Origin of the sequence: Lysobacter lycopersici, assembly GCF_007556775.1 — a bacterium.
GTDB classification, from domain to species: Bacteria; Pseudomonadota; Gammaproteobacteria; order Xanthomonadales; family Xanthomonadaceae; genus Pseudoluteimonas; species Pseudoluteimonas lycopersici.
Map to the genome: position 1 here is coordinate 2,213,092 of NZ_CP041742.1, position 20,196 is coordinate 2,233,287.

Genomic DNA, 20,196 nt, shown 5'->3' on the forward strand with positions numbered 1-20,196 from the left:
CGCACGCGCGGACCGGGGAAGCGATGGCGGCGCGCGAGCCCTTCCTCGGCTGGCGGCCGCGTTCCCTGCAGAGCCGGCAGTTGCTGGCCGCGAGCTTGGGCCTGTTGGCCTTCCTCGCCATCACCGGCTACGCGCTGGACCGCGCCTTCATCGACGTCGCCGGGCAGGGCCTGCACGATCGGCTCCAGGCTTACGCCTACGCCTACCTAAACGGCATCGAGTTCGCGCGCGACGGCACGCTGATTCCGCCGGAAGTGCCGCCCGATGGCCGCTTCGACCAACCCGGCGGCGGCCTGTACGCCGATGTCGAATTGCCGAACGGACGCTGGACCTCCGCATCCTCCACCGGGCAGACGTTGCCGCGCGGCGAGGTGCTCGGTCCGTTGCAGGAACGCCAGGACGGTCCGTTGCCGATGACGCGCAGCGATGGCACCACCGGCGCGGTCTTCCGCTACGGCATCGGCGTCATCTGGGCCCCCGGCGACGACCCCAAGGCCGAATTCCCGTACACGATCTACGTGATGGAAGACGCCGGCACGCTGCCCAAGCAGGTGCGCGTGTTCCGCCAGGCCTTGTGGGGCTACCTCGGCATCGCGGCGCTGCTGCTGCTGTTGCTGCAGGCGCTGATCCTGCGCTGGAGCCTGCGTCCGCTGCGGCGCGTGGTGGTCGAACTCGAACGCGTGCAGCGCGGCCAGCTCGCGCGCATGAGCGAACGCCATCCGCGCGAACTCGCGCCGCTCACCGACAGCATCAACGCACTGGTCGATAGCGAGCGCGAACACCTCGAACGCCAGCGCAACACGCTCGCCGACCTCGCCCACAGCCTGAAGACGCCGCTCGCGGTGCTGCGCACGCGCCTGGACAGCGGTGCGCCGGAAAGCGGATTGCGCGAGGAAGTCGACCTGCAGGTGCGGCGCATGAACGACCTGGTCGGCTACCAGCTCGCGCGCGCCCGCTCGGGCGGGCATGCGCTGTTCGCCGCACCGGTGGAGATCGAGCCCTACGCCGAGCAGATCGTGCAGGGGCTGGAGAAGATCTACGCGGCAAATCGCGTCGTCTGCGAATTCGAGATCGCGCCCGACGCGCGCTTCCACGGCGAACCCGGCGACCTGCAGGAACTGCTCGGCAACCTGCTCGAGAATGCGTTCAAGTGGGCGACGTCGCGAGTGCTGCTCACCGCGCAGGTCGGCGACAGCGAACCGCGGCGGCGTCCCGGCCTGGTGCTGCGCGTGGAAGACGACGGCCCCGGCATTCCACCCGATCGCATCGCCGCGGTATTGCAGCGCGGCGTGCGCGGCGACGAACGCGTGCAGGGCCACGGCATCGGCCTCGCCATCGTGCAGGACATCGTGCAGGGTTACCGCGGCACGCTCGAGGTCGGCGCATCGGCCGAACTCGGCGGATCGCGTTTCGAAGTGCACTTGCCGCCGGGTCTGTGAAGCAGTTGGTGGTTGGTAGTTGATGGTTGGCGGTCGTCCCACCAACTCACGAACCACCAACTACGAACCTCCAAATATCGCCGGCCCGTAGAACTTCTCCAGGTGCGCGGCGACCTCGGGCATCACGCGACGCAGCCTGAGCGGATCGCTGAAGTGGTATTCGCTGCACACCGCGAAGAATTCCTCCGGCGATTCGGCGGCGTAGTCGTCGATGGCGACGCGGCGGCCGGCATCGACGCGTTCGCACAACGCGTCGTAGGCGTGCTGGAAGTCCGAGGCCCATCGCTTCTGCCATTCGCGCGGCAGCGGCGGGGTGCCGTCCATTGCGCCGTCAAGCGCATCGAGCTTGTGCGCCATTTCGTGCACGGCGACGCAGAAGCCGTCGCGCGGCGCGGCGAGGTCGGCTTCGACATCGGCCCAGGACAGCACCAGCGGGCCCTGTTCCCAGGCTTCTCCGATCAGGTCTTCCTCGCCCTCGTGCAGCACGCCGGCGGCATCGACGTGGCTGCGATGCGCGCGGAACGCATCCGGATACACCAGCAGCTGCGACCAGCCGTGCAAGCCCTCGGCGCCGAATTCCAGCAGCGGCAGGCAGCACAACGCGGCCAATGTCAGCCGCTGCACCTCGTCGAGTTCCAGTCCGCCGAGCGGGGTGATGGTCTTGCGCTGCAGGAACAGCGCGGCGAGTTCGCGCAGGCGTGCATCGCGTTCGGGAGGAAGTCGTGCGACCAAAGCCACGCGCGCGCGCAGGCCGAGCCAATCGGATTCGGGAATCGGGACCGGCGTGCGCCGGAATGGAGCCAGCAGTCGGCGGAACAGCGATCCGCTCAGCGGAACATGCCGGGCAGGAAGCTGTGCCAGCGCGGTACGCGTGGCATGCCGGCGCCGTCGTCGGAGCCGCCGCCGCTGGTGTGGGCCGTGGCCGCGGCCGGCTTGGCCTTGTGCGCCACGGAGGTGGGCCGCTTGACCGGGGCCTGTGCGGGGCTCGGGACGGTGATGACGCTGTCGCGGCAGTCGCCGATGTCGCCGGAGGGGCGCGCGTCGCGGGCGAACGCCAGCGAGCTGGCGCTGAGCAGGGCCAGGCTCATCAGGAGCGGGCAGATGGCGAGTCGGCGCATGGCATTCCCCCGGGAACCGGCCCCTCGGGACCGGGGGCACACTATAAACCGGATGCGGGGGCGCCGCCGAAGGTTGCAATGCTGCACTGCGGCAACGCGTTGACCGGGCGTATTCAGGGTTGGAGGATGGGGCGTCGGTTCTTTTTGCGAAGGGTTATCAGGACTTGGATGGCTAATGAAGCTTCATAGCGATCAGACGGAATCGAACTCGCTTTCCATACTTGGTGCCGAGGTCGTGCGGCTGATCAAAACGGCCAACTACCAAGAGCTTGCTACGCGTTTTGGCTATGCGCTTGCTTTTGGTCAAGAGCCATCTGCAGTGATGAAGCAGGAGATTGCCATGTGCCTATCGGAAGAGGGGCGCTGCGCAACGATTGATGATGCCGCCAATCCGGATATTTCCGTCCAATACTTCAAGCCGAATGACTCGAATTTGTTTGCTTTAGTGAAATGTTTCTTGCCTCTCTTGCAAGACCCCGGAGAGATCCTGGTAGAACTGATCGTGACGAGTGAAGGGCTAGATAATCACGTATGCATCGAGCAGATCTCGTACGCATCGAGCATAGGTTGGGCTGAACGCAGTGAAGCCCAACGTACATTGCGGACATAAAAGTGTTGGGCTTCGCAGGCTCAGCCCAACCTATGACAGCCTCGCCGACGACTGATTACCTGAAAGCCGCATCCCGCGCCGGCTTATCATTCCCTGATGCGCTTCCCGCCATCCCGCTCATGAACGATCGCGACCTGCTTGCCACGCTCGCCAGCGGCCCGACCTCGGGCGAAGCGCTGGCCGCGCGGTTCGGCATCAGCCGCAGCGCGGTGCACAAGCGCATCGAAGCTTTGCGCGAAGCCGGGATCGACATCGATGCGCAGGCCGGTCGCGGTTATGCCTTGCATGCGCCTTGCGATCTGCTCGACGCCGATGCGATCCGCGCGGGGCTGACGGAACCCGCGCGAGCCTTGCTCGCGACGCTCGAAGTCGAATGGATCGTCGATTCCAGCAACAGCGTGTTGCTGCGCCGCGCGGGCGTGGCCGATGGTGCGGAGGTGTTGCTGGTCGAAGGCCAGAGCGGCGGGCGCGGGCGTCGCGGGCGCGAATGGCGTTCGCCGCTGGCCGCGAACCTGTATCTCTCGCTGGCGCGTCGCTATGCCGGCGGACTCGCCAGGCTTGGCGGGCTCAGCCTCGCCGCCGGCGTCGCCGTCGCCGAGGCGCTGCGCTCGCTCGGCGTCGCGGTGCAACTGAAATGGCCGAACGATTTGGTCATCGAAGGCCGCAAGCTCGGCGGGCTGCTGGTCGAAGGCGGCGGCGAACACGCGGGGCCGGCGCGCGCGGTGGTCGGGCTGGGGCTCAACGTGTGCATGCCACGGGCGTATGCGCGCGGCATCGACCAGCCATGGACCGATCTCGCCACGGTCGCGCCGACGGCGGCCGCGTCGCGCAACGCGTTGGCGGCAACGCTGCTGTCGTGGCTGCTGCCGGCGCTGGAACAGTTCGATCGCGAAGGACTCGCGCCGTTTCGCGAACGCTACGCATCCTTCGATGCGCTGCGCAATCGCGAGGTCGCGGTACTCGGCGGCGATGCGTTGCAGGGAACCGCGCTCGGCCTTGCCGAGGACGGCGGCTTGCGCATCCGTTTGCCGAGTGGCGACGTGCGCATCGTGCACGCCGGTGAAGTGAGCGTACGCGCCCGATGAACGCGAATCCTTCCGATTGGCTGTTCGACCTCGGCAATACGCGGCTGAAATGCGCGCCGTTGGTCGATGGGCGTTGCGGCGAAGTGATCGCGCTCGCGCACGGCGAAGCGGGCTTCGTCGAAAAACTCGACGCGCTGCTGCCGCAACGCGGCGGCGTCGCGCATCTCGCCAGCGTCGCCCCGCAGGCCTTGACCGTCGACCTGCTGGATCGGCTGGCCACGCGTTTCGCGCGCATCGACATCGCGCGCACGCAGGCATCCTGCGCCGGCGTACGCATCGCCTATGCCGATCCGTCGAAACTCGGCGTGGACCGTTTCCTCGCTCTGCTCGCCGCGCACGCACATGGCGACGCTGCGCTGGTGGTCGGCGTCGGCACCGCGGTCACCATTGACCTGATCGACGCGAATGGGCAACACCACGGCGGCCGCATCGCACCCTCGCCGTCGCTGATGCGCGAGGCGCTGCACGCACGCGCGGCGGTACTGCCGATCGCGGGTGGAATCCGCATTCCCTTCGCCGCCGATACCACGGACGCGCTGGCGTCGGGTTGCGAAGGCGCGGTGCTGGCCTTGATCGCCGACAGCCTCGCCGCCGCGCGCGAACGCCTCGGCATCGCGCCAGCGCTGCTGCTGCACGGCGGTGGTGCGGACGCGCTGCAATCCGCCTTGCCGCATTCGCTGTCGACGCCTTCGCTGGTGCTGCAAGGACTGGCATGCTGGGCGCGCCTCGAAGTTGAGCCCGCATAAATGCTGACCCGTGCGCTGATCGTCCTGCTGGTCGTGCTCAACCTCGGCGTCGCCGCATGGTGGGCACTGCGTCCGGCGCCGCGCGTGCCGGCGGATCATGCGCTCGATGGCGTGCCGAAACTGCAACTCGCCGGCGAACGCAAGTCCCCGTTGCCCGCGGTCGCACCGGTCGTGGCGTCGGTTCCGGCGACGACGGCCACGCCGGCTCCCGCCGACATCGCGAAGCAGGACGATGCGCCGCAGTGCTACCGCTTCGGCCCCTTCGCCGATGCGGCCTCCGCCATCGCCGCCGCGGCGAAATTGCGCGCCTCGGTGCAGAAGGCGAAGACGGCCGCGACCAGCAGCGGGGGCAAGGACTGGACGGTGTGGCTGCCGCCGTTCGCCGACATGACCGCGGCGCAGGCCAAGGCGCTGGAAATCGCCGGCGCCGGCATCAAGGACTACTACGTCGTCGCCGAGGGTGCGCAGGCCAGGGCGATCATGCTCGGCCGCTTCGGCAGCGAAGCGAACGCACGGCGACGCATCGCCGAATTGCGCGCCAAGGGCATCGAGGCGCAGGTGCAAGCGCCGCAGGATGCGAAAACGCAATCGTGGGTGGATGCCGCCACCGCGCCGGGCTTCGGCGTCGCCGCGGCACGGGCGCGCATCGGCGCGGCCGGCGTGCGGCCGCTGGATTGCGCCGCGCTGCGCTGAGGAATCAGTCGCCGCCGAACACGCGATAGCGCTGCGGTCGCAGGCCGACCGCGGCGCCCGGTGCGGGCAGGTTCGCATCGACGTGGTCGGGCAGGTCCGCTTCCAGCGCGCGTTCCTGGCCTTCCACCGCGAGTTCGATCGTGATCCGGTCGGCGCGGCGCTGTACCGCGACCACTTGCGCGGGCAATCCCTCGCCCGGCGCGACCACGGCCAGGTCGTGAGGACGCACGTACAGCGTCGCTTCGCCCTGGCCTTCGGCCGGCCACGCCAGCGACTGCCCGGGCAGGGCGAAACTGCCGAACGCGACGGTGCCGCGCAGGCGGTTGGCGCGGCCGATGAAATCGAACACGTAGGCGCTGGCCGGCGCGCGGTAGATGTCTCCGGGCGTGCCGACCTGTTCGATGCGGCCGTTGCGCATCACCACCACGCGGTCGGCGAGTTCCAGCGCTTCCTCCTGGTCGTGGGTCACGAACAGCGTGGTCTGCCCGGTCTGTTCGTGCAGGCGGCGCAGCCAGCGGCGAAGTTCGACCCGCACCTTCGCGTCGAGCGCGCCGAAGGGCTCGTCCAGCAGCAGCACGCTGGGATCGATCGCCAGCGCGCGCGCCAGCGCGACGCGCTGCTTCTGCCCGCCGGAAAGCTGTTCCGGATAACGCTCGCCGTGCTCGGGCAACTGGATCAACTGCAGCAGTTCCTGCACCCGCTTCGCGATCGTCGCCTTGTCCGGGCGCTTCGAACGCGGGCGGCTGCGCAGGCCGAAGGCGATGTTCTCGGCCACGGTCATGTGCCTGAACAGCGCGTAGTGCTGGAACACGAAGCCGACGTTGCGCTCGCGCAGGCTCAGCCGCGTCGCGTCGGTATCGCCGAACAGCACGCGGCCGTTGTCGGGCGCGAGCAGGCCGGCGATCACGCGCAGCAGGGTGGTCTTGCCCGAACCCGAGGGCCCGAGCAGCGCGACCAGTTCGCCCGAGGCGATGTCGAGGTCGATGCCGTCGAGCGCGGCGACGCCGGTGTAGTGCTTGGCGAGTTTTTGCAGGTGCAGTTGCATGGTCGTTCGTCGTCAGTGGCGGCGGTGGCGGGATCCGGCGAGCGCGTCGCCGTGGCGGGATTCGAGCCAGAACTTCAGCACCAGCGTCACCAGCGCCAGCGCGCACAGCAACGAGGCGACCGCGAACGCGGCGGTGCCGTCGAACTCGTTGTAGAGGATCTCGATGTGCAGCGGCAGGGTGTTGGTGACGCCGCGGATGTGGCCGGATACCACCGACACCGCGCCGAACTCGCCCATCGCGCGCGCGCCGCACAGCAGCACGCCGTACAGCAGTCCCCACTTGATGTTGGGCAGGGTCACGCGGGTGAACATGGTCCACGCGCCGGCGCCGAGCGAACGCGCGGCCAGTTCCTCGTCCGCGCCCTGCTGCTGCATCAGCGGGATCAGTTCGCGCGCGACGAAGGGGAAGGTGATGAACAGCGTCGCCAGCACGATCGCCGGTCGCGCGAACAGGATCTTGACGTCGTGCGCGCCCAGCCATGCGCCGAACCAGCCGTGGCTGCCGAACAGCAGCACCAGGCACAGGCCGGCGACCACCGGCGACACCGCGAACGGCAGGTCGATCAGCGCCAGCAGCGCGCGCTTGCCGCGGAATTCGAAGCGCGCCACCGCCCACGCCAGCAGCACGCCGAACACCGCGTTGAGCGGCACCGCGATCGCGGCGGTGAACAGGGTCAGGCGCAATGCGGCCAGCGCATCGGGTTCGACGATCGCCGCGGCCCAGGCATGCAGCCCTTTCGCGAAACCGCTGCCCAGCACCACCGCCAGCGGCATCAGCACCAGCAGCGCCATCACCGCGACCGCGGCGAGCACCAGCAGCGCGCGCAGCCAGCGCGGTGCGTCCAATCCGTGGGTTTCAGCCATCGCGGCGCCTCGCATGCTTGAACAGGGCGGGGATCGCGTTGATCGCCAGTAGGCAGACGAACGAAGCCGCGAGCAGCAACGCGGCGATCGCCACCGCGCCGTCGTAGTCGTATTCCTCAAGCCGGATCGTGATCAGCAGCGGCGCGATCTCGGTCTTGTACGGCAGGTTGCCGGCGATGAAGATCACCGAGCCGTATTCGCCCAGCGCGCGCGCGAACGCGAGCGAGAAACCGGTGAGCACCGCCGGCAGCAATTCCGGCAGCACCACGCGGCGCAACGTGGTGAAGCGTCCCGCGCCGAGCGATGCGGCCGCTTCCTCCGGCTCGCGGCCCAGCGTTTCCAGCACCGGCTGCAGCGTGCGCACCGCGAACGGCAGGCCGATGAACACCAGCGCGATCACGATGCCGATCGGCGTGTACGCCACCTTCAGGCCCATGCCTTCCAGCCAACGGCCGATCCAGCCGTTCTGCGAATACAGCGCGGTGAGCGCGATGCCGGCGACCGCGGTCGGCATCGCGAACGGCAGGTCCACCATCGCATCGAGCAGGCGCCGGCCGGGGAAGCGGTAGCGCACCACCACCCAGGCCACCAGCGTGCCGGCGAACGCGGCGGCCAGCGCCGCCGCGAACGACGCGCCGAAGCTCAGCTTCACCGCCGCCTGCACGCGTTCGTCGTGCAGCGCGCGCAGCCAACCCGAGAAGCCGAGCCCGGCCGCGTGCAGCAGCAATGCCGCGAGCGGCAGCAGCACGACCACGCCGAGCCAGCCGAGGCCGAAGCCCAGGCTGAGCCCGAACCCCGGCAGCGGCCGGCGCAACCCGCTGCCGGGCATTTTTTTCGCGACGGCGTTCATGGGCTCAGCGCGCGGCCTGCATGATCTTGTCGAACAGGCCGCCGTCGCCGAAATGCGTGGCCTGCGCCTTCTTCCAGCCGCCGAAGGCGCCGTCGATGGTCACCCACTTCACGGTCGGGAAATTCGCGCGTTCGGCCGCCGGCACCAGGTCGGGTTCGGCGGGGCGGTAGTAGTGCTTCGCGACCAGGCGCTGGCCTTCGGCCGAATACAGGAAGCGCAGGTAGGCCTCGGCCTGCTTGCGGGTGCCGTGCCTGGCGACGTTCTTGTCGATCCACGCCACCGGCGGTTCCGCCTTGATGCTGAGCGAAGGCACCACGATTTCGTACTTGCCGCGGGTCTCGGGATCGTTGAGGGTCAACAGCGCCTCGTTCTCCCAGGCGATCAGCACGTCGCCGATGCCGCGTTCCACGAATGTCGTGGTCGCGCCGCGCGCGCCGGTGTCGAGTACCGGCACGTTCTTGAACAGCCTGGTCATGTAGTCCAGCACCTTGTCGCCGTCGCGGTATTGCTGCGAGGCCCATGCCCATGCGGCGAGGTAGTTCCAGCGTGCGCCGCCCGATGTCTTGGGATTGGGCGTGATCACCGCCACGCCCGGGCGCACGAGGTCGTCCCAGTCGTGGATCTTCTTCGGATTGCCCTTGCGCACCAGCAACACGATCGTCGAGGCGTAGGGCGTGCTGTTCTGCGGCAGCCGCGATTGCCAGTTCGCCGGCAGCAGCTTGCCCTTGTCGGCGATGGCGTCGATGTCGGCGGCCAGCGCGAGGGTGACGACGTCGGCCTCGAGTCCGTCGATCACCGCGCGCGCCTGCTTGCCCGAGCCGCCGTGCGAAGCGCGGATGGTGAGGTCTTCGCCGGTCTGTTTCTTCCATTGCGCGGCGAAGGCCTGGTTGACGTCGGCGTACAGCTCGCGCGTCGGGTCGTAGGAAACGTTCAACAGTTCGTGGTTGGCGGCGCCGGCGCTGCCGGCGAGCAGGGCGAGCGCCAGGCCCGCGAGGAAGGTGCGGTGTTTCATGTCGTGTCCTCTGGATCAGAAGGAAAACTGTGCGCGGGTGAAGAACGCCTTCTCGTCCTCGCGCTCCACGGCGCCGAGGGCGGCGTCGAACCGGGTCTGGGTGTAGTTCGCGACCAATTTGAAGTTGCTGGTCAGGTACCAGTTCAGGGCCAGGCCCCAGCCGCTTTCGCCGGCGACCGACTTGGCCGGGTCGGCGAACAGCGGGAAGGCGTCGTCGTCGATCATCAGCCGGCCGTAGCGGGCGACGAGTTCGAACGCGCCCCAGCCCGGGCCGTTGAGCGTGAATGGGTGGTCGGGCTTGACCACGCCCTTGTAGCCCGCGTCCTCGCCGGTCAGCACGACGCCGCCGAGCAACTGCCATGCGCGGTTGGAAAGCGTGGCCTCGGCCGAGCGCGCGGGCGCGGCGACGTCCTGCTTCGACACGATGTATTCGCCGAGCAGGCCGAAGCGGCCCTTGTAGTAGTACGCCTGCGGGGAAATGCGCGTCTGTGCGCCATTGGCGTTGACGTCGCCGAGGTAGCCGAAGACCTGCACCTGCCCCGGCGTGCGATAGCGCGGCAGGAAGTTGTTGCCGTTGCCATGCTTGTCGCCGGTGCTGGCGGCAAGGCCGAAGCCGAGTCCGGACAGCGCGTTCGCGTCGTTCTTCCACGGTTCGAAGAACAGCCGGCCGGCGAGTTCGAAATCGTCGTCGGGGTTGGTCGTGGCGCCGTCGCGGCCGTCGGGTGCGCCGTTATAGACGCCAAGTTGATAGCTCGCGCCGGATTGGAATTCGCCCTGCAACTGCACGCCGATGTCGCGCCCGGGCGCGAGTTCGGACGGGAAGCCGAGTTCGATCTCGCCGGTCGAGGCGCTGGACTGGAGGCGTTCCAGCCCGATCGGGGTCTTGGTCTTGCCGACGCGCAGCGTTGCGCGCGGATCGAACTTCAGGTCGACGTAGGCATCCTGGACGGTGGCGCTGTCGCCGGCGAACTGCCCATTGAGGCGGAAGCCGACCAGCGGGCCCCAGGTGCCGTCGATGGTCGCCTCGGCGCGGCGCAGCAGGAAGGTGTCGTTCTGCGGGAATTTGTCGTCGCCGAACCAGGTACGGCCGTCGCCCTGGACGAGGCCGCGGAATTTCACTTCGAAGGCATTGTCGGCGGACTTCACCGACAGGCCTTTTTCGCCGAGGCTGACGACCGGCGTGGCCGCGGCCTTGGTGGCGTCCGCCTCGGCCTGCAGTTCCTGGTTGCGTTCGACCACGCGCAGGCGCTGGTCGACGTCGGCGGTGGCGCTGCCGTTGCCTTCCAGCACGGCGATGCGCTGTTCGAGCGCGGCGATGCGGGCCAGCAATTCGGCGTTGGTGGGATCGGCGGCGTGTGCCGGTGCGATGGTTGCGGCGAGTGCCAGCGCGAGCGCGGACACGGCCAAGGGGCGATGCATAGGCATGATTTCACTCCGGAAGGGGTGTTATCGATGCCTCCGGTGGTCCGGTCGGCGCGTCGGGTTTTGGGTATTGCGGGGGATTGGAAACGCAGTTGCTGGAAGCGCAGTTCCTAGAAGCGCAGTTCCTAGAAGCGAACTTTCTCGCTGCGCGTGATCTGCACGATGCGGGACTGGTGCACGGTGATTTCCAGCGTGCCGAACTGCAGCGCGCGCAATGCTTCCAGCACCTCGCGCTCGTGTTCGAGCAGGATCGGTGCCGTGGTCGGCGTCGCGGCGTCGTCGCGCTTGGCGTCGCGACCGGTGTTGCTGCGGCTGGGGGTCATGCGGCGTCTCCGTCAACGGCTTGCATCCACGCAGCTTGCTGGGTGCGTTCGGTCAAGGTCTTGAGGCTGCACTGGTCGAGCACCCCGGACAGCGCGGCACGGGTTTCGCGCATCAGCTCGCGCACCGCGCAGTGTTCGGGGTCGCTGCAGTCGCTGCAGGGTTCGTAGGCGGTCATGCTGGCGCAGCGCACCGGGGCGAGCGGGCCGTCGATGGCGCGGATCAAGTCACCGACCATGATTTCTTCGGCCGGCCGGGCCAGCGCGTGGCCGCCCATGTGGCCGCGGCGGCTCTCGACGAAACCGGCCTTGCGCAGTTCCACGAGGATGGCTTCAAGGAACTTCTCCGGCACGTTGGCGCGCGCGGCGATGGCGCGCGCCTGCAGCCAGCGGCCTTCGCCACCCTGCAGGGCACACATCGCGCGGAGCCCGTATTTGGCCTTGTTCGTCAGCATCCATATATGATTTATAGGAATTAAAGTGACGCGTCAACCGCCGACCGTCGGATGCCCGACGGACGGGCGTCCGGGTCCGACTGGCTAGAATGGCGCCGACGCCGGCATAGCTCAGTTGGTAGAGCAACCGCCTTGTAAGCGGTAGGTCCCCAGTTCGAACCCGGGTGCCGGCACCACTCCGGAGCTTTCCCATGCGCAGCCATCCGCCGGTTTCCCTCATCGGCGTTCCCACCGACATCGGCGCCGGCGACCGCGGCGCGCGCATGGGGCCCGAAGCCCTGCGCCTGGCAGGGCTGGGCGAAGCGCTGGCCGCGCGCGGGGTCGACGTGGCCGACCGAGGCAACCTCGCAGGACCGGACAACCCGTGGCTGCCGCCCCGCGACGGCTACCGCCACCTCGACGAAGTCGTGGCCTGGAACCGCCTCGCGATGGACGCGATCCACGCCGAGCTGAAGCTGGGCCGCCTGCCGATCATGCTCGGCGGCGACCATTGCCTGGGCATCGGGTCGATCACCGCGGTCGCGCGCCATTGCCGCGAGACCGGCAAGAACCTGCGCGTGCTGTGGCTGGACGCGCACGCCGACTTCAACACCCACGAAGTCACGCCCTCGGGCAACATCCACGGCATGCCGGTCGCCTGCCTGTGCGGCATCGGCCCCGATGCGTTGACGAACCTCGGCGGCAGCGCACCGGCGATCTCCCCCTCGCAGGTGCGGCAGATCGGCATCCGTTCGGTCGATGAAGGCGAGAAGCGGCTGGTGAAGGAACACCGCATCGACGTCTACGACATGCGTTACATCGACGAGGTCGGGATGAAGCGCGCGATGGAACAGGCGCTGCACGGCGTCGACGCCGACACCCACCTGCACGTCAGCTTCGACGTCGATTTCCTCGATCCGTCGATCGCGCCCGGCGTCGGCACCACCGTGCCCGGCGGCCCGGGCTACCGCGAGGCGCAGCTGGTGATGGAGATGATCGCCGACAGCGGCCGCATGGGTTCGCTCGACATCGTCGAGCTCAATCCGGCGCTCGACCATCGCAACGGCACCGCGATGCTCGCGGTCGACCTGGTCGAAAGCCTGTTCGGCAAGTCGACCTTGATGCGCGACTGACACGGCGCATCCGAGGCGGCATTCAGTCGCGGTTCGGTTCGCGACCGCGTTTTCGCCCTCGCGTCGACGCGCGTTTCACGCCGCGCCGGGTTCCATGTGCGCGTGCGTCGGTGATGCGTTTCGCGTCGCCCGCCATCCCTTCAATGCGAACCGAGGAATCCCATGAAGCGCCTGATTGCAATACTGATGGTTGCCTGCTTCTCGACCGCCGCGCTGACCGCGTGCAACACCATGGCCGGCGCCGGCAAGGACGTGCAGAAGGTCGGCGAGAAAGTCGAGCAGAAGGCCGAGGACTGCAAGGACGCGCACTGCTGATCGGAGTTGCGTCGAAAGGATTTCGGCGGAACGGGACGGGCCGGCGCAAGCCGGCCCGTTTTTTGTTTCGCGCGAATCGTGCAACGAGGCGTTCAGCGATGTGCACTGAATGCGCATCGCGAACGCAACGGAACCTTGACCAAATCCGAAGATGGCGGCTGCGAAGCTGTGCGTGCGGCACCCCCCGCCGCGCAAAACGTCAGGAGTCACCCATGAACAAGGACATTATCGCCGGCAAGTGGACCCAGCTGAAGGGACAGGCCCAGGCACGCTGGGGCAACCTCACCGACGACGACTTCAAGGTCGCCCAGGGCGACGCGACCTACCTCGCCGGCAAGTTGCAGGAACGCTATGGCTGGGATCAGGACCGCGCGCAGCGCGAAGTCGACGAATTCCAGAAATCCCTGCACTAGCCGTCGAACCGGCGCTCATCCGGGAGTTCATATTCCGCGCGACGAGGAAGGGCGGATGCGCTGAAGGGCGAAGGGCCGGCAATTGCCGGCCCTTCGCATGGCGGGCGACGGCACAGCGCCGCATCACCAGTTCGGCGGATCGGCGACGAAGCCGTTCGGGAACGCGCGCGGCGCGTCGTCGTTGGCGTAACGCCATGCGTTGCGCGGCAGGATGCCCATCGCGACCAGCGCATCGCGGTCGTCGTAGCGCAACTGCGTGACCTGCGAAGGACGCGAAGACGCGCGTTCGAAGGTGGTCTGCCCGACCGGCGACCATTCGCGCGCACCGTGGCCGGTGCCGATGCGCTGCGGCTGCATCGCACCGTATGCGCTGTCGGCCGCGGCCGAGGCTTCGCGCGCGGCGGAGGGCGCCGCGGCCTTGTCCATCGCGCGTTGTTCGTTCGCGACCGGCGGCGCGGGCATCGGATACACGATCGGGCGCTGGCGCTCGCGGAACACTGCGATGCCGATCACGCCGACGTTGTCCGGACGCCCGGTGCGCGCGGCGTAGCTGTCGGGTAGGTCGGTGAAATAGAACTGGGCGACATCGTCCAGCGACTTGCGCCATCCGGCGATCTCGGTGCTCTGCCACGGCGCCAGCACGTAGCCGGCCTGCGAAGGCGAGGCGGTTTCGCCGGTGACCGCGTTCACGCCGTCCACCGACAGCACCACAAGTACGCGTTCGCCGCTGTTGTTGCTCAGGCGCACCGAATAGCGATGGCCGGGGTCGCCGGGGATCCAGTCGCTGCCGCGCGCATGCACTTCGGGCAGCCACTGGCCGGTGTCGCGGTCGATCACGTCGATGCCGACCAGCGGGCGGGCATCGAGCGGACCGCAGGCGCTGGTCGCCAGCGCGGCGAAGGCGAGGGTGGTCAGGAAGCGGGACATGGCGATCTCCTCGATGGGCATGCCTTCCAACGCGCCACGCGCCCGGGTGGGGTTGGCGGGCGCGCGGTTAAACTGTGCGCATGAGCAAAACCCGCGTCCTCACCGGCATCACCACCTCCGGCACGCCTCACCTCGGCAACTACGTCGGCGCGATCCGTCCCGCGATCGCCGCCTCGCGTGCGCCGGATGCGGAGAGCTTCTATTTCCTCGCCGACTACCACGCGCTGGTGAAGGTGGCCGAGCCCGCGCGCGTGCAGCGCAGCACGCTGGAGATCGCCGCGGCATGGTTGGCCTGCGGGCTGGATCCGTCGAAAGTCTGGTTCTACCGCCAGAGCGACATCCCCGAGATCCCGGAACTGACCTGGTTCCTGACCTGCGTCGCCGGCAAGGGCCTGCTCAACCGCGCGCACGCCTACAAGGCGGCGGTGGACCGCAATCGCGCCGAGCAACTCGACGACGATGCCGGCATCACCGCGGGATTGTTCATGTACCCGGTGCTGATGGCCGCGGACATCCTGCTGTTCAACGCGCACAAGGTGCCGGTGGGCCGCGACCAGGTGCAGCACATCGAGATGGCGCGCGATTTCGGCCAGCGCTTCAACCATCTCTACGGCGAGCACTTCACGCTTCCCGAAGCGGCGGTCGAGGAACAGGTGGCGACGCTGCCCGGGCTCGACGGCCGCAAGATGTCCAAGAGCTACGACAACACCATCCCGCTGTTCGCGCCGCGCGCGGAACTGAAGAAGCTGATTGCCGGCATCGTCACCGATTCGCGCGCGCCGGGCGAAGCCAAGGGCACCGAAGGCTCCGCACTGTTCCAGCTTTACCAGGCCTTCGCGTCGAGCGAGGAAACCGCGACGTTCGCGCAGGATTTCGCAGACGGCATCGGCTGGGGCGATGCCAAGCAGAAACTGTTCGAACGCATCGATGCGGAAGTCGCACCGTTGCGCGACAAGTACGAAGCCTTGATCGCGAAGCCTGCCGACATCGAGGCGATCCTGCGCGATGGTGCGGCGCGCCTGCGTGCGCAATACGCGGCGCCGACCCTGGCGCGCTTGCGCGAAGCGGTGGGCCTGCGCGATTTGTCGACGACCGTCGTCGCGGAATCGAAAGTCGCGGCGAAGAAGGACGTGGCGCTGCCGCTGTTCAAGCAGTACCGCGAAGCCGACGGTAAGTTTTACTTCAAGTTCGCGCAGGGCGAACGCCTGCTGTTGCAGAGCGCGGGCTTCGATTCGCCGCGCGATGCGGGACAGCGCATCGCCGCGATCAAGGCGGGGCATTACGACGCCTCCGATCCGCGGGTGCTGCGTGCGGAAGGAGTGGACGAGGACGACGTGCAGGCGGCACTCGCCGCGCTGGCCGAAGCCGAGGAAAGCAAATCGTGAGCGATGTCGCGGGGATGCCGACGCTGGCGCTGGTGTTGTTCGCGCCGTGGTTCCTAATCCTGTCCGTGCTGTACTGGCTGTATCCGCGGCAACCGCGCAATGCGCGCCGGCGCGGCTTCGATGCGCTCGCGATCCTGCTGGCGTTCGCCGGCTGCCTGCTGAGCCTGCACTGGAGCTTCGGCTTGGCGGATCGCAGCTACGGCCACCTGTGGCCGCAGATCCTCGCGACTTCGGTCGGTTACGGCGTGTTCCTGGCGGTGCTGACCGCGGCGTTTTTCATCCGGCGTAGGCTGTTCGCGCGTTCGTAGGAGCGCACCTGGGCGCGACCGGCAAGATCTTTGACCGAAGGCGGTCGCGGCTAAAGCCGCTCCTACAGGGTCAGGGCCATTCTTTCGCCGGGGCGCCGCGCTCGGGATGCTTCATCCTGACCACGCAGAAGCGCTGGCCGGTCGGCGCTTCCATCACCCACCAGCGCTTCACGAACGCGATTTTCTTCGCGCCGAGTCTCTCGAGGCGATCCGCTTCCGCATCGACGTCGTCGGCCTCGATGTCGAGGTGCACGCGCGAGGGATGCGCCACCTTCTGCACTTCGATATGCAGGTCGCCGGGCGTGTCGCCGAACATCTGGTATTCGGCGGTGTCGTCGCCCGCGTCGCGATCGGCGATGCTGCAACCCAGCGCCTGCGACCAGAAATCCGCGGCTGCGTCGAGGTTTTCGACGTTGCAGTCGATGATGAAACCGGCGAGGCGGCTGCGGTGGGACATGGCGGATTCTCCATGCCGTCATTCCGGCGGAAGCCGGAATCCAGCTCTTTCCCCATCATCGACGAAAGAGCTGGGCCCCGGCCTTCGCCGGGGTGACGAACTTCTTAGTTGGGTTGCGCGAGGTCGTCCAGCAACGCCGCGAGGAAACGCGCCGCCTCGCCGCCGGTGCATGCGCGATGGTCGAAGGTCAGCGAGATCGGCATGCGGCGGTGCACTTCGATGCCGCCCATCACCGCGACCACGTCGTGCGACAGCTTGCCGGCGCCGACGATGGCCACGCACGGCGGCACCACCACCGGCGTCGCATAGCGGCCGGCGAACATGCCGAAGTTGGAGAGCGAAATCGTGTAGCCGGACAGTTCCGTGGCCGGGATCGAACGGTCCTCGACCTGCGCGCGCAGGCGCTTGATCGCGGCGCGCACGCCGTTGCCGTCGAGCATGTCGGCGTTGCGCAGCGCGGGCACGAACAGGCCGTCGTCGGTATCGACCGCGATGCCGAGGTCCACGTGCGGATGCTGGGTGCAGGTGAGGTTGGCGCCGTCGAACCACGCGTTCAACGCGGGCACGGTCTTGCACGCCGCGACGATCGCGCGAACGAGGCGCGCGGTGATGTCCTGCTTGCCGAGCCATGCGTGCAGATCGGCATCGTCGACCAGCGTGGTCGGCACGACTTGCGCGTGCGCGTCGGCCATGACCCGCGCCATGTTGCGGCGCACGCCCTTCAACTGTTCCGGTTGGCCGGTCGCGGCCACGCCCGGCGGCTGCGTGCGCATCGGCTTGCCGGATTGCGAGAGCGTGCTGCGTGCGGCGGGTGCGGGTGTCTGTGCAGGAGCGACCTGCGCTCCAGCGCGAGCAGGCGCAGGTGCCGTTGCACCAGCTTTCGCCGAACCATCGGCGGCGGCCTGCTTCACGTCCTGCATGGTCACGGTGCCGTCCGGTCCGGACGCGCGCACGCGGGCGATGTCCACGCCGAGCTTGCGCGCCATCGCGCGCACCGCGGGCACCGCCTTCACCCCGCCGACCGCGACCGCGGCTTCGCTCACCACCGCGTTGCCGACCTGCATCGCGCCGACCACGGTGCCGGCGTCTTCGCTTTTTGTGGGAGCGGGTTGAACAGCCGTCTGGCTGTTAGAAGCGGCCGCCGCGACTGCAGGAGCTGTCGTCGGGCCTGAAGGCCCTCCCACAGAAGGACCGTGGTGATGGCCGGTGTCCTGGCCTTCCGCGCGCTGCGGCAGCGAGGGATCGACTTCGAATTCGGCGAGCATCGTGCCGGTGACGATGATGTCGCCCGCGTTGCCGGCGAGCTTCAGCACCTTGCCGCTGACCGGCGACGGCACGTCGACCACCGCCTTCGCGGTTTCCATCGACACGAGGTTCTCATCGAGCTTGATGATGTCGCCGACCTTGACGTACCACTCGACGATGGTTGCGTCCGGCAGGCCTTCGCCGAGGTCGGGCAACAGGAATTGCTTGCTCATGTGCGTTCCTTACGAATGGGCCATCGCGCGCTTGGCGGCGGCGACGATCTTGTCCACGCTCGGCAGGTACTTCATCTCGAGGCGGAACAGCGGGATGTGGGTGTCGTAGCCGGTGACGCGCTCGACCGGCGCGAGCAGGTCGAACAGGCATTCCTCGGCGACGCGCGCGGCGACTTCGGCACCGAAGCCGGCGGTCTTCGCCGCTTCGTGCACGATCACGCAGCGCCCGGTCTTGGCCACCGATTCGGCGATGGTGGGGAAGTCGAGCGGCTTGAGCGTGGCGACGTCGATGACTTCGGCGTTGATGCCTTCGGCCGCGAGTTTCTCCGCCGCTTCCAGCGTTTCCTTCACCTGTGCGCCCCAGGTCACCAGCGTCACGTCGCTGCCGTCGCGCAGCACGTAGCACACGTCCAGCGGCAGCGCTTCACCGTCGTCGGGGACGAGTTCCTTGTACTGGCGGTAGATGCGCTTGGGTTCCATGTAGATCACCGGATCCGGGTCGCGGATCGCGGCGAGCAGCAGGCCGTAGGCGCGTTGCGGCGAGGAGGGCATCACCACGCGCAAGCCGGGTACGTTGGTGAAGATGGATTCGTTCGCTTCGGAATGGTGCTCCGGCGCGCGGATGCCGCCGCCCCACGGCACGCGCAGCACCATCGGGCAGTGCAGGCGGCCGCGGGTGCGATAGCGCATGCGCGCGGCGTGGCAGACGATGAAGTCCACCATCGGGTACATGAAACCGTCGAACTGCGCTTCGGCCACCGGCTTCATGCCCTGCGAGGCCATGCCGACGGTGAGCCCCGCGATCGTGGTTTCGTCCAGCGGCGTGTCGAGCACGCGCTGGTCGCCGAACTGCTGTTGCAGGCCGGCGGTGGCGCGGAACACGCCGCCGTTGACGCCGACGTCCTCGCCGAGCACGACGACCGCATCGTCGTGCTTCATCTCGTAGGCGAGCGCCTGGGTGATCGCTTCGATGAGCGTGATGGGTTGCGCGCTCATGGACGCTTCTCCTGCGCGATCGCGGCATCGCGTTGCGCGAGGACGTCCGCGGGCATGTCGCCGTACAGGTAGTCGAACATCGCCTCCACCGGCTGCACCGGGGTTTCGAGGTAGGCGTTGATCTCGACATCGACCAATTTCCCGCATTCCTCGACCCAGGCCTTTTCCTGAGCGTCGTCCCACAGCTTCTGGTCGACGAGGAACTTGCGCAGGCGCAGGAACGGTTCTTTCTCCCACGCCGCCTTCACTTCATCTTCGCCGCGGTAGCGACGCGCGTCGTCGGCGGTGGTGTGGTCGTGCAGGCGGTAGGTGAGGAATTCGATCACCGTGCCGCCTTCGCCCTTGCGCGCGCGCTCGGTCGCACGGCGCATCGCCTCGAGCACCGCGACCAGGTCGTTGCCGTCGACCTGCAGGCATGCGAGGCCGCCGGCCAGGCCCTTCTGCGCCAGCGTCTGTGCGCCGGTCTGCGCCTTGCGCGGCACGCTGATCGCCCAGCCGTTATTGATCACGCACAGCACCAGCGGCAGCGAGTAGGCGCCGGCGGAATTCACCGCGGCGTAGAAATCGGTCTTGGACGAACCGCCGTCGCCGCAGCAGGACACCGCGATGCGCGGCTGCTTGCGCAGCTTGAACGAGAGCGCCGCACCGGCCGCCATCAGGCATTGGGTGGAAATCGGCACGCACCAGGGATAGTCGTTGCGCGGCACTTCGAAATCGTTGCCGCGCTCGTCGCCGCCCCAGTACATCAGCACGTCGCGCGGCTTCACCCCGCGCATGAACTGCGCGCCGTATTCGCGGTAGCTGGGCGCGAACACGTCCTCGGGCTTCATCGACGCGCCGATGCCGACGTGGGTGGCTTCGTGGCCGAGACAGGCTGCGTAGGTGCCGAGCTTGCCGGTGCGCTGCAGGGCGATCGCCTTGGTGTCGAAGGTACGCACGAACAGCATCTGCTTGAACAGCGGCAGCAGCGCCTTCGCATCCTTCACCGCCGGCGGCAATTTGCCGGCAAGCGTGCCGTCGGGCTTGAGGTATTGCAGGTATTCGATTTCGAACGTGGCGGCGGTGGTCATCGGGCGCCTTCAGGGGAACGATCCGTCCATGATACCGGCTGCGCCGAAACGAGCCGTTGCGCGCCGCCGCATACGG

Annotated in this window: 24 protein-coding genes and 1 tRNA gene; 11 read left to right on the forward strand and 14 right to left on the reverse strand. The window is 68.0% G+C overall.

Going from position 1 to position 20,196, the window contains the following annotated elements; all coding sequences use genetic code 11:
* The first annotated feature begins 23 nt into the window (after nt 1-23).
* A complete protein-coding gene (locus tag FNZ56_RS10930; protein WP_143879867.1) occupies nt 24-1,439 on the forward strand; it encodes an ATP-binding protein in 1,416 nt (471 codons plus the stop codon).
* Between the two features lie 60 nt (nt 1,440-1,499).
* Here the strand turns inward: FNZ56_RS10930 and FNZ56_RS10935 are convergent, their stop codons facing one another.
* On the reverse strand, nt 1,500-2,300 hold the full coding sequence (locus tag FNZ56_RS10935) for a M90 family metallopeptidase (protein WP_143880349.1): 801 nt from the start codon (nt 2,298-2,300) through the stop codon (nt 1,500-1,502).
* Nucleotides 2,267-2,557, reverse strand: coding sequence for a hypothetical protein (locus FNZ56_RS10940; protein ID WP_143880350.1), 291 nt, complete (start codon nt 2,555-2,557; stop codon nt 2,267-2,269). Before FNZ56_RS10940 ends, FNZ56_RS10935 begins: the two co-directional genes overlap by 34 nt.
* Nucleotides 2,558-2,732: 175 nt before the next feature.
* Between FNZ56_RS10940 and FNZ56_RS10945 the strand changes: the two genes are divergently transcribed.
* From FNZ56_RS10945 to FNZ56_RS10960, 4 genes are all read left to right on the forward strand, one after another.
* The gene (locus tag FNZ56_RS10945; protein ID WP_143879868.1) at nt 2,733-3,167 is read left to right on the forward strand and encodes a hypothetical protein; all 435 of its coding nucleotides are present in this window, start codon (nt 2,733-2,735) and stop codon (nt 3,165-3,167) included.
* 119 nt (nt 3,168-3,286) lie between these two features.
* Nucleotides 3,287-4,252 carry a biotin--[acetyl-CoA-carboxylase] ligase gene (locus FNZ56_RS10950; protein WP_143879869.1) on the forward strand — a complete coding sequence of 322 codons (966 nt, stop codon included), beginning with the start codon at nt 3,287-3,289 and terminating at the stop codon, nt 4,250-4,252.
* Entirely contained in the window at nt 4,249-4,998 is a 750-nt protein-coding gene (locus FNZ56_RS10955; RefSeq protein ID WP_143879870.1) for a type III pantothenate kinase, read from the forward strand. Before FNZ56_RS10950 ends, FNZ56_RS10955 begins: the two co-directional genes overlap by 4 nt.
* On the forward strand, nt 4,999-5,691 hold the full coding sequence (locus FNZ56_RS10960; protein WP_143879871.1) for an SPOR domain-containing protein: 693 nt from the start codon (nt 4,999-5,001) through the stop codon (nt 5,689-5,691).
* Nucleotides 5,692-5,695: 4 nt separating this feature from the next.
* Here FNZ56_RS10960 and FNZ56_RS10965 read toward each other — a convergent pair whose 3' ends face one another.
* The 7 genes from FNZ56_RS10965 to FNZ56_RS10995 all read right to left on the reverse strand — a co-directional run bounded on the left by FNZ56_RS10965 (nt 5,696) and on the right by FNZ56_RS10995 (nt 11,659).
* Nucleotides 5,696-6,736 (reverse strand): sulfate/molybdate ABC transporter ATP-binding protein, encoded by a 1,041-nt coding sequence (locus FNZ56_RS10965; protein WP_143879872.1) that lies wholly within the window; start codon nt 6,734-6,736, stop codon nt 5,696-5,698.
* 12 nt (nt 6,737-6,748) lie between these two features.
* Nucleotides 6,749-7,600, reverse strand: a complete 852-nt coding sequence (gene cysW, locus FNZ56_RS10970) for a sulfate ABC transporter permease subunit CysW (protein WP_246064588.1) — start codon at nt 7,598-7,600, stop codon at nt 6,749-6,751.
* The gene (cysT, locus tag FNZ56_RS10975; RefSeq protein ID WP_246064589.1) at nt 7,593-8,450 is read right to left on the reverse strand and encodes a sulfate ABC transporter permease subunit CysT; all 858 of its coding nucleotides are present in this window, start codon (nt 8,448-8,450) and stop codon (nt 7,593-7,595) included. Before cysT ends, cysW begins: the two co-directional genes overlap by 8 nt.
* A 4-nt stretch (nt 8,451-8,454) precedes the next feature.
* On the reverse strand, nt 8,455-9,462 hold the full coding sequence (locus FNZ56_RS10980) for a sulfate ABC transporter substrate-binding protein (RefSeq protein WP_143879874.1): 1,008 nt from the start codon (nt 9,460-9,462) through the stop codon (nt 8,455-8,457).
* A 15-nt stretch (nt 9,463-9,477) separates the two neighbouring features.
* On the reverse strand, nt 9,478-10,887 hold the full coding sequence (locus tag FNZ56_RS10985; RefSeq protein ID WP_143879875.1) for an OprO/OprP family phosphate-selective porin: 1,410 nt from the start codon (nt 10,885-10,887) through the stop codon (nt 9,478-9,480).
* Between the two features lie 122 nt (nt 10,888-11,009).
* Nucleotides 11,010-11,207 carry a YezD family protein gene (locus FNZ56_RS10990; protein ID WP_143879876.1) on the reverse strand — a complete coding sequence of 66 codons (198 nt, stop codon included), beginning with the start codon at nt 11,205-11,207 and terminating at the stop codon, nt 11,010-11,012.
* Nucleotides 11,204-11,659, reverse strand: coding sequence for an RrF2 family transcriptional regulator (locus FNZ56_RS10995; protein ID WP_143879877.1), 456 nt, complete (start codon nt 11,657-11,659; stop codon nt 11,204-11,206). The genes FNZ56_RS10990 and FNZ56_RS10995 overlap by 4 nt, the downstream gene beginning before the upstream one ends.
* A 100-nt stretch (nt 11,660-11,759) precedes the next feature.
* Between FNZ56_RS10995 and FNZ56_RS11000 the strand changes: the two genes are divergently transcribed.
* From FNZ56_RS11000 to FNZ56_RS11015, 4 genes are all read left to right on the forward strand, one after another.
* A tRNA-Thr gene (locus FNZ56_RS11000) sits at nt 11,760-11,835 on the forward strand.
* Nucleotides 11,836-11,850: 15 nt separating this feature from the next.
* Nucleotides 11,851-12,771, forward strand: a complete 921-nt coding sequence (gene rocF / locus FNZ56_RS11005; RefSeq protein WP_143879878.1) for an arginase — start codon at nt 11,851-11,853, stop codon at nt 12,769-12,771.
* Nucleotides 12,772-12,933: 162 nt separating this feature from the next.
* Nucleotides 12,934-13,086 carry an entericidin A/B family lipoprotein gene (locus FNZ56_RS11010; protein WP_143879879.1) on the forward strand — a complete coding sequence of 51 codons (153 nt, stop codon included), beginning with the start codon at nt 12,934-12,936 and terminating at the stop codon, nt 13,084-13,086.
* Nucleotides 13,087-13,298: 212 nt separating this feature from the next.
* The gene (locus tag FNZ56_RS11015) at nt 13,299-13,499 is read left to right on the forward strand and encodes a CsbD family protein (protein ID WP_143879880.1); all 201 of its coding nucleotides are present in this window, start codon (nt 13,299-13,301) and stop codon (nt 13,497-13,499) included.
* A gap of 123 nt (nt 13,500-13,622) precedes the next feature.
* Here FNZ56_RS11015 and FNZ56_RS11020 read toward each other — a convergent pair whose 3' ends face one another.
* Nucleotides 13,623-14,426, reverse strand: a complete 804-nt coding sequence (locus FNZ56_RS11020) for a hypothetical protein (protein ID WP_246064591.1) — start codon at nt 14,424-14,426, stop codon at nt 13,623-13,625.
* Nucleotides 14,427-14,506: 80 nt separating this feature from the next.
* Here FNZ56_RS11020 and FNZ56_RS11025 point away from each other — a divergent pair, with 80 nt between their 5' ends.
* Together FNZ56_RS11025 and FNZ56_RS11030 are read left to right on the forward strand one after the other, a co-directional pair.
* Complete coding sequence (locus FNZ56_RS11025; RefSeq protein ID WP_143879881.1) at nt 14,507-15,811, forward strand: tryptophan--tRNA ligase; 1,305 nt, start codon at nt 14,507-14,509, stop codon at nt 15,809-15,811.
* Nucleotides 15,808-16,119 (forward strand): hypothetical protein, encoded by a 312-nt coding sequence (locus FNZ56_RS11030; RefSeq protein WP_407070492.1) that lies wholly within the window; start codon nt 15,808-15,810, stop codon nt 16,117-16,119. The genes FNZ56_RS11025 and FNZ56_RS11030 overlap by 4 nt, the downstream gene beginning before the upstream one ends.
* Before the next feature lie 70 nt (nt 16,120-16,189).
* On the opposite strand, the gene FNZ56_RS11035 is transcribed toward FNZ56_RS11030, so the two are convergent.
* The 4 genes from FNZ56_RS11035 to pdhA form a co-directional block, all read right to left on the reverse strand.
* Complete coding sequence (locus tag FNZ56_RS11035; protein ID WP_143879882.1) at nt 16,190-16,576, reverse strand: VOC family protein; 387 nt, start codon at nt 16,574-16,576, stop codon at nt 16,190-16,192.
* Between the two features lie 104 nt (nt 16,577-16,680).
* On the reverse strand, nt 16,681-18,054 hold the full coding sequence (locus tag FNZ56_RS11040; protein ID WP_143879883.1) for a dihydrolipoamide acetyltransferase family protein: 1,374 nt from the start codon (nt 18,052-18,054) through the stop codon (nt 16,681-16,683).
* Between the two features lie 9 nt (nt 18,055-18,063).
* Nucleotides 18,064-19,050 (reverse strand): alpha-ketoacid dehydrogenase subunit beta, encoded by a 987-nt coding sequence (locus FNZ56_RS11045; RefSeq protein WP_143879884.1) that lies wholly within the window; start codon nt 19,048-19,050, stop codon nt 18,064-18,066.
* The gene (pdhA, locus tag FNZ56_RS11050; RefSeq protein WP_143879885.1) at nt 19,047-20,120 is read right to left on the reverse strand and encodes a pyruvate dehydrogenase (acetyl-transferring) E1 component subunit alpha; all 1,074 of its coding nucleotides are present in this window, start codon (nt 20,118-20,120) and stop codon (nt 19,047-19,049) included. The genes FNZ56_RS11045 and pdhA overlap by 4 nt, the downstream gene beginning before the upstream one ends.
* Nucleotides 20,121-20,196: the final 76 nt, after the last annotated feature.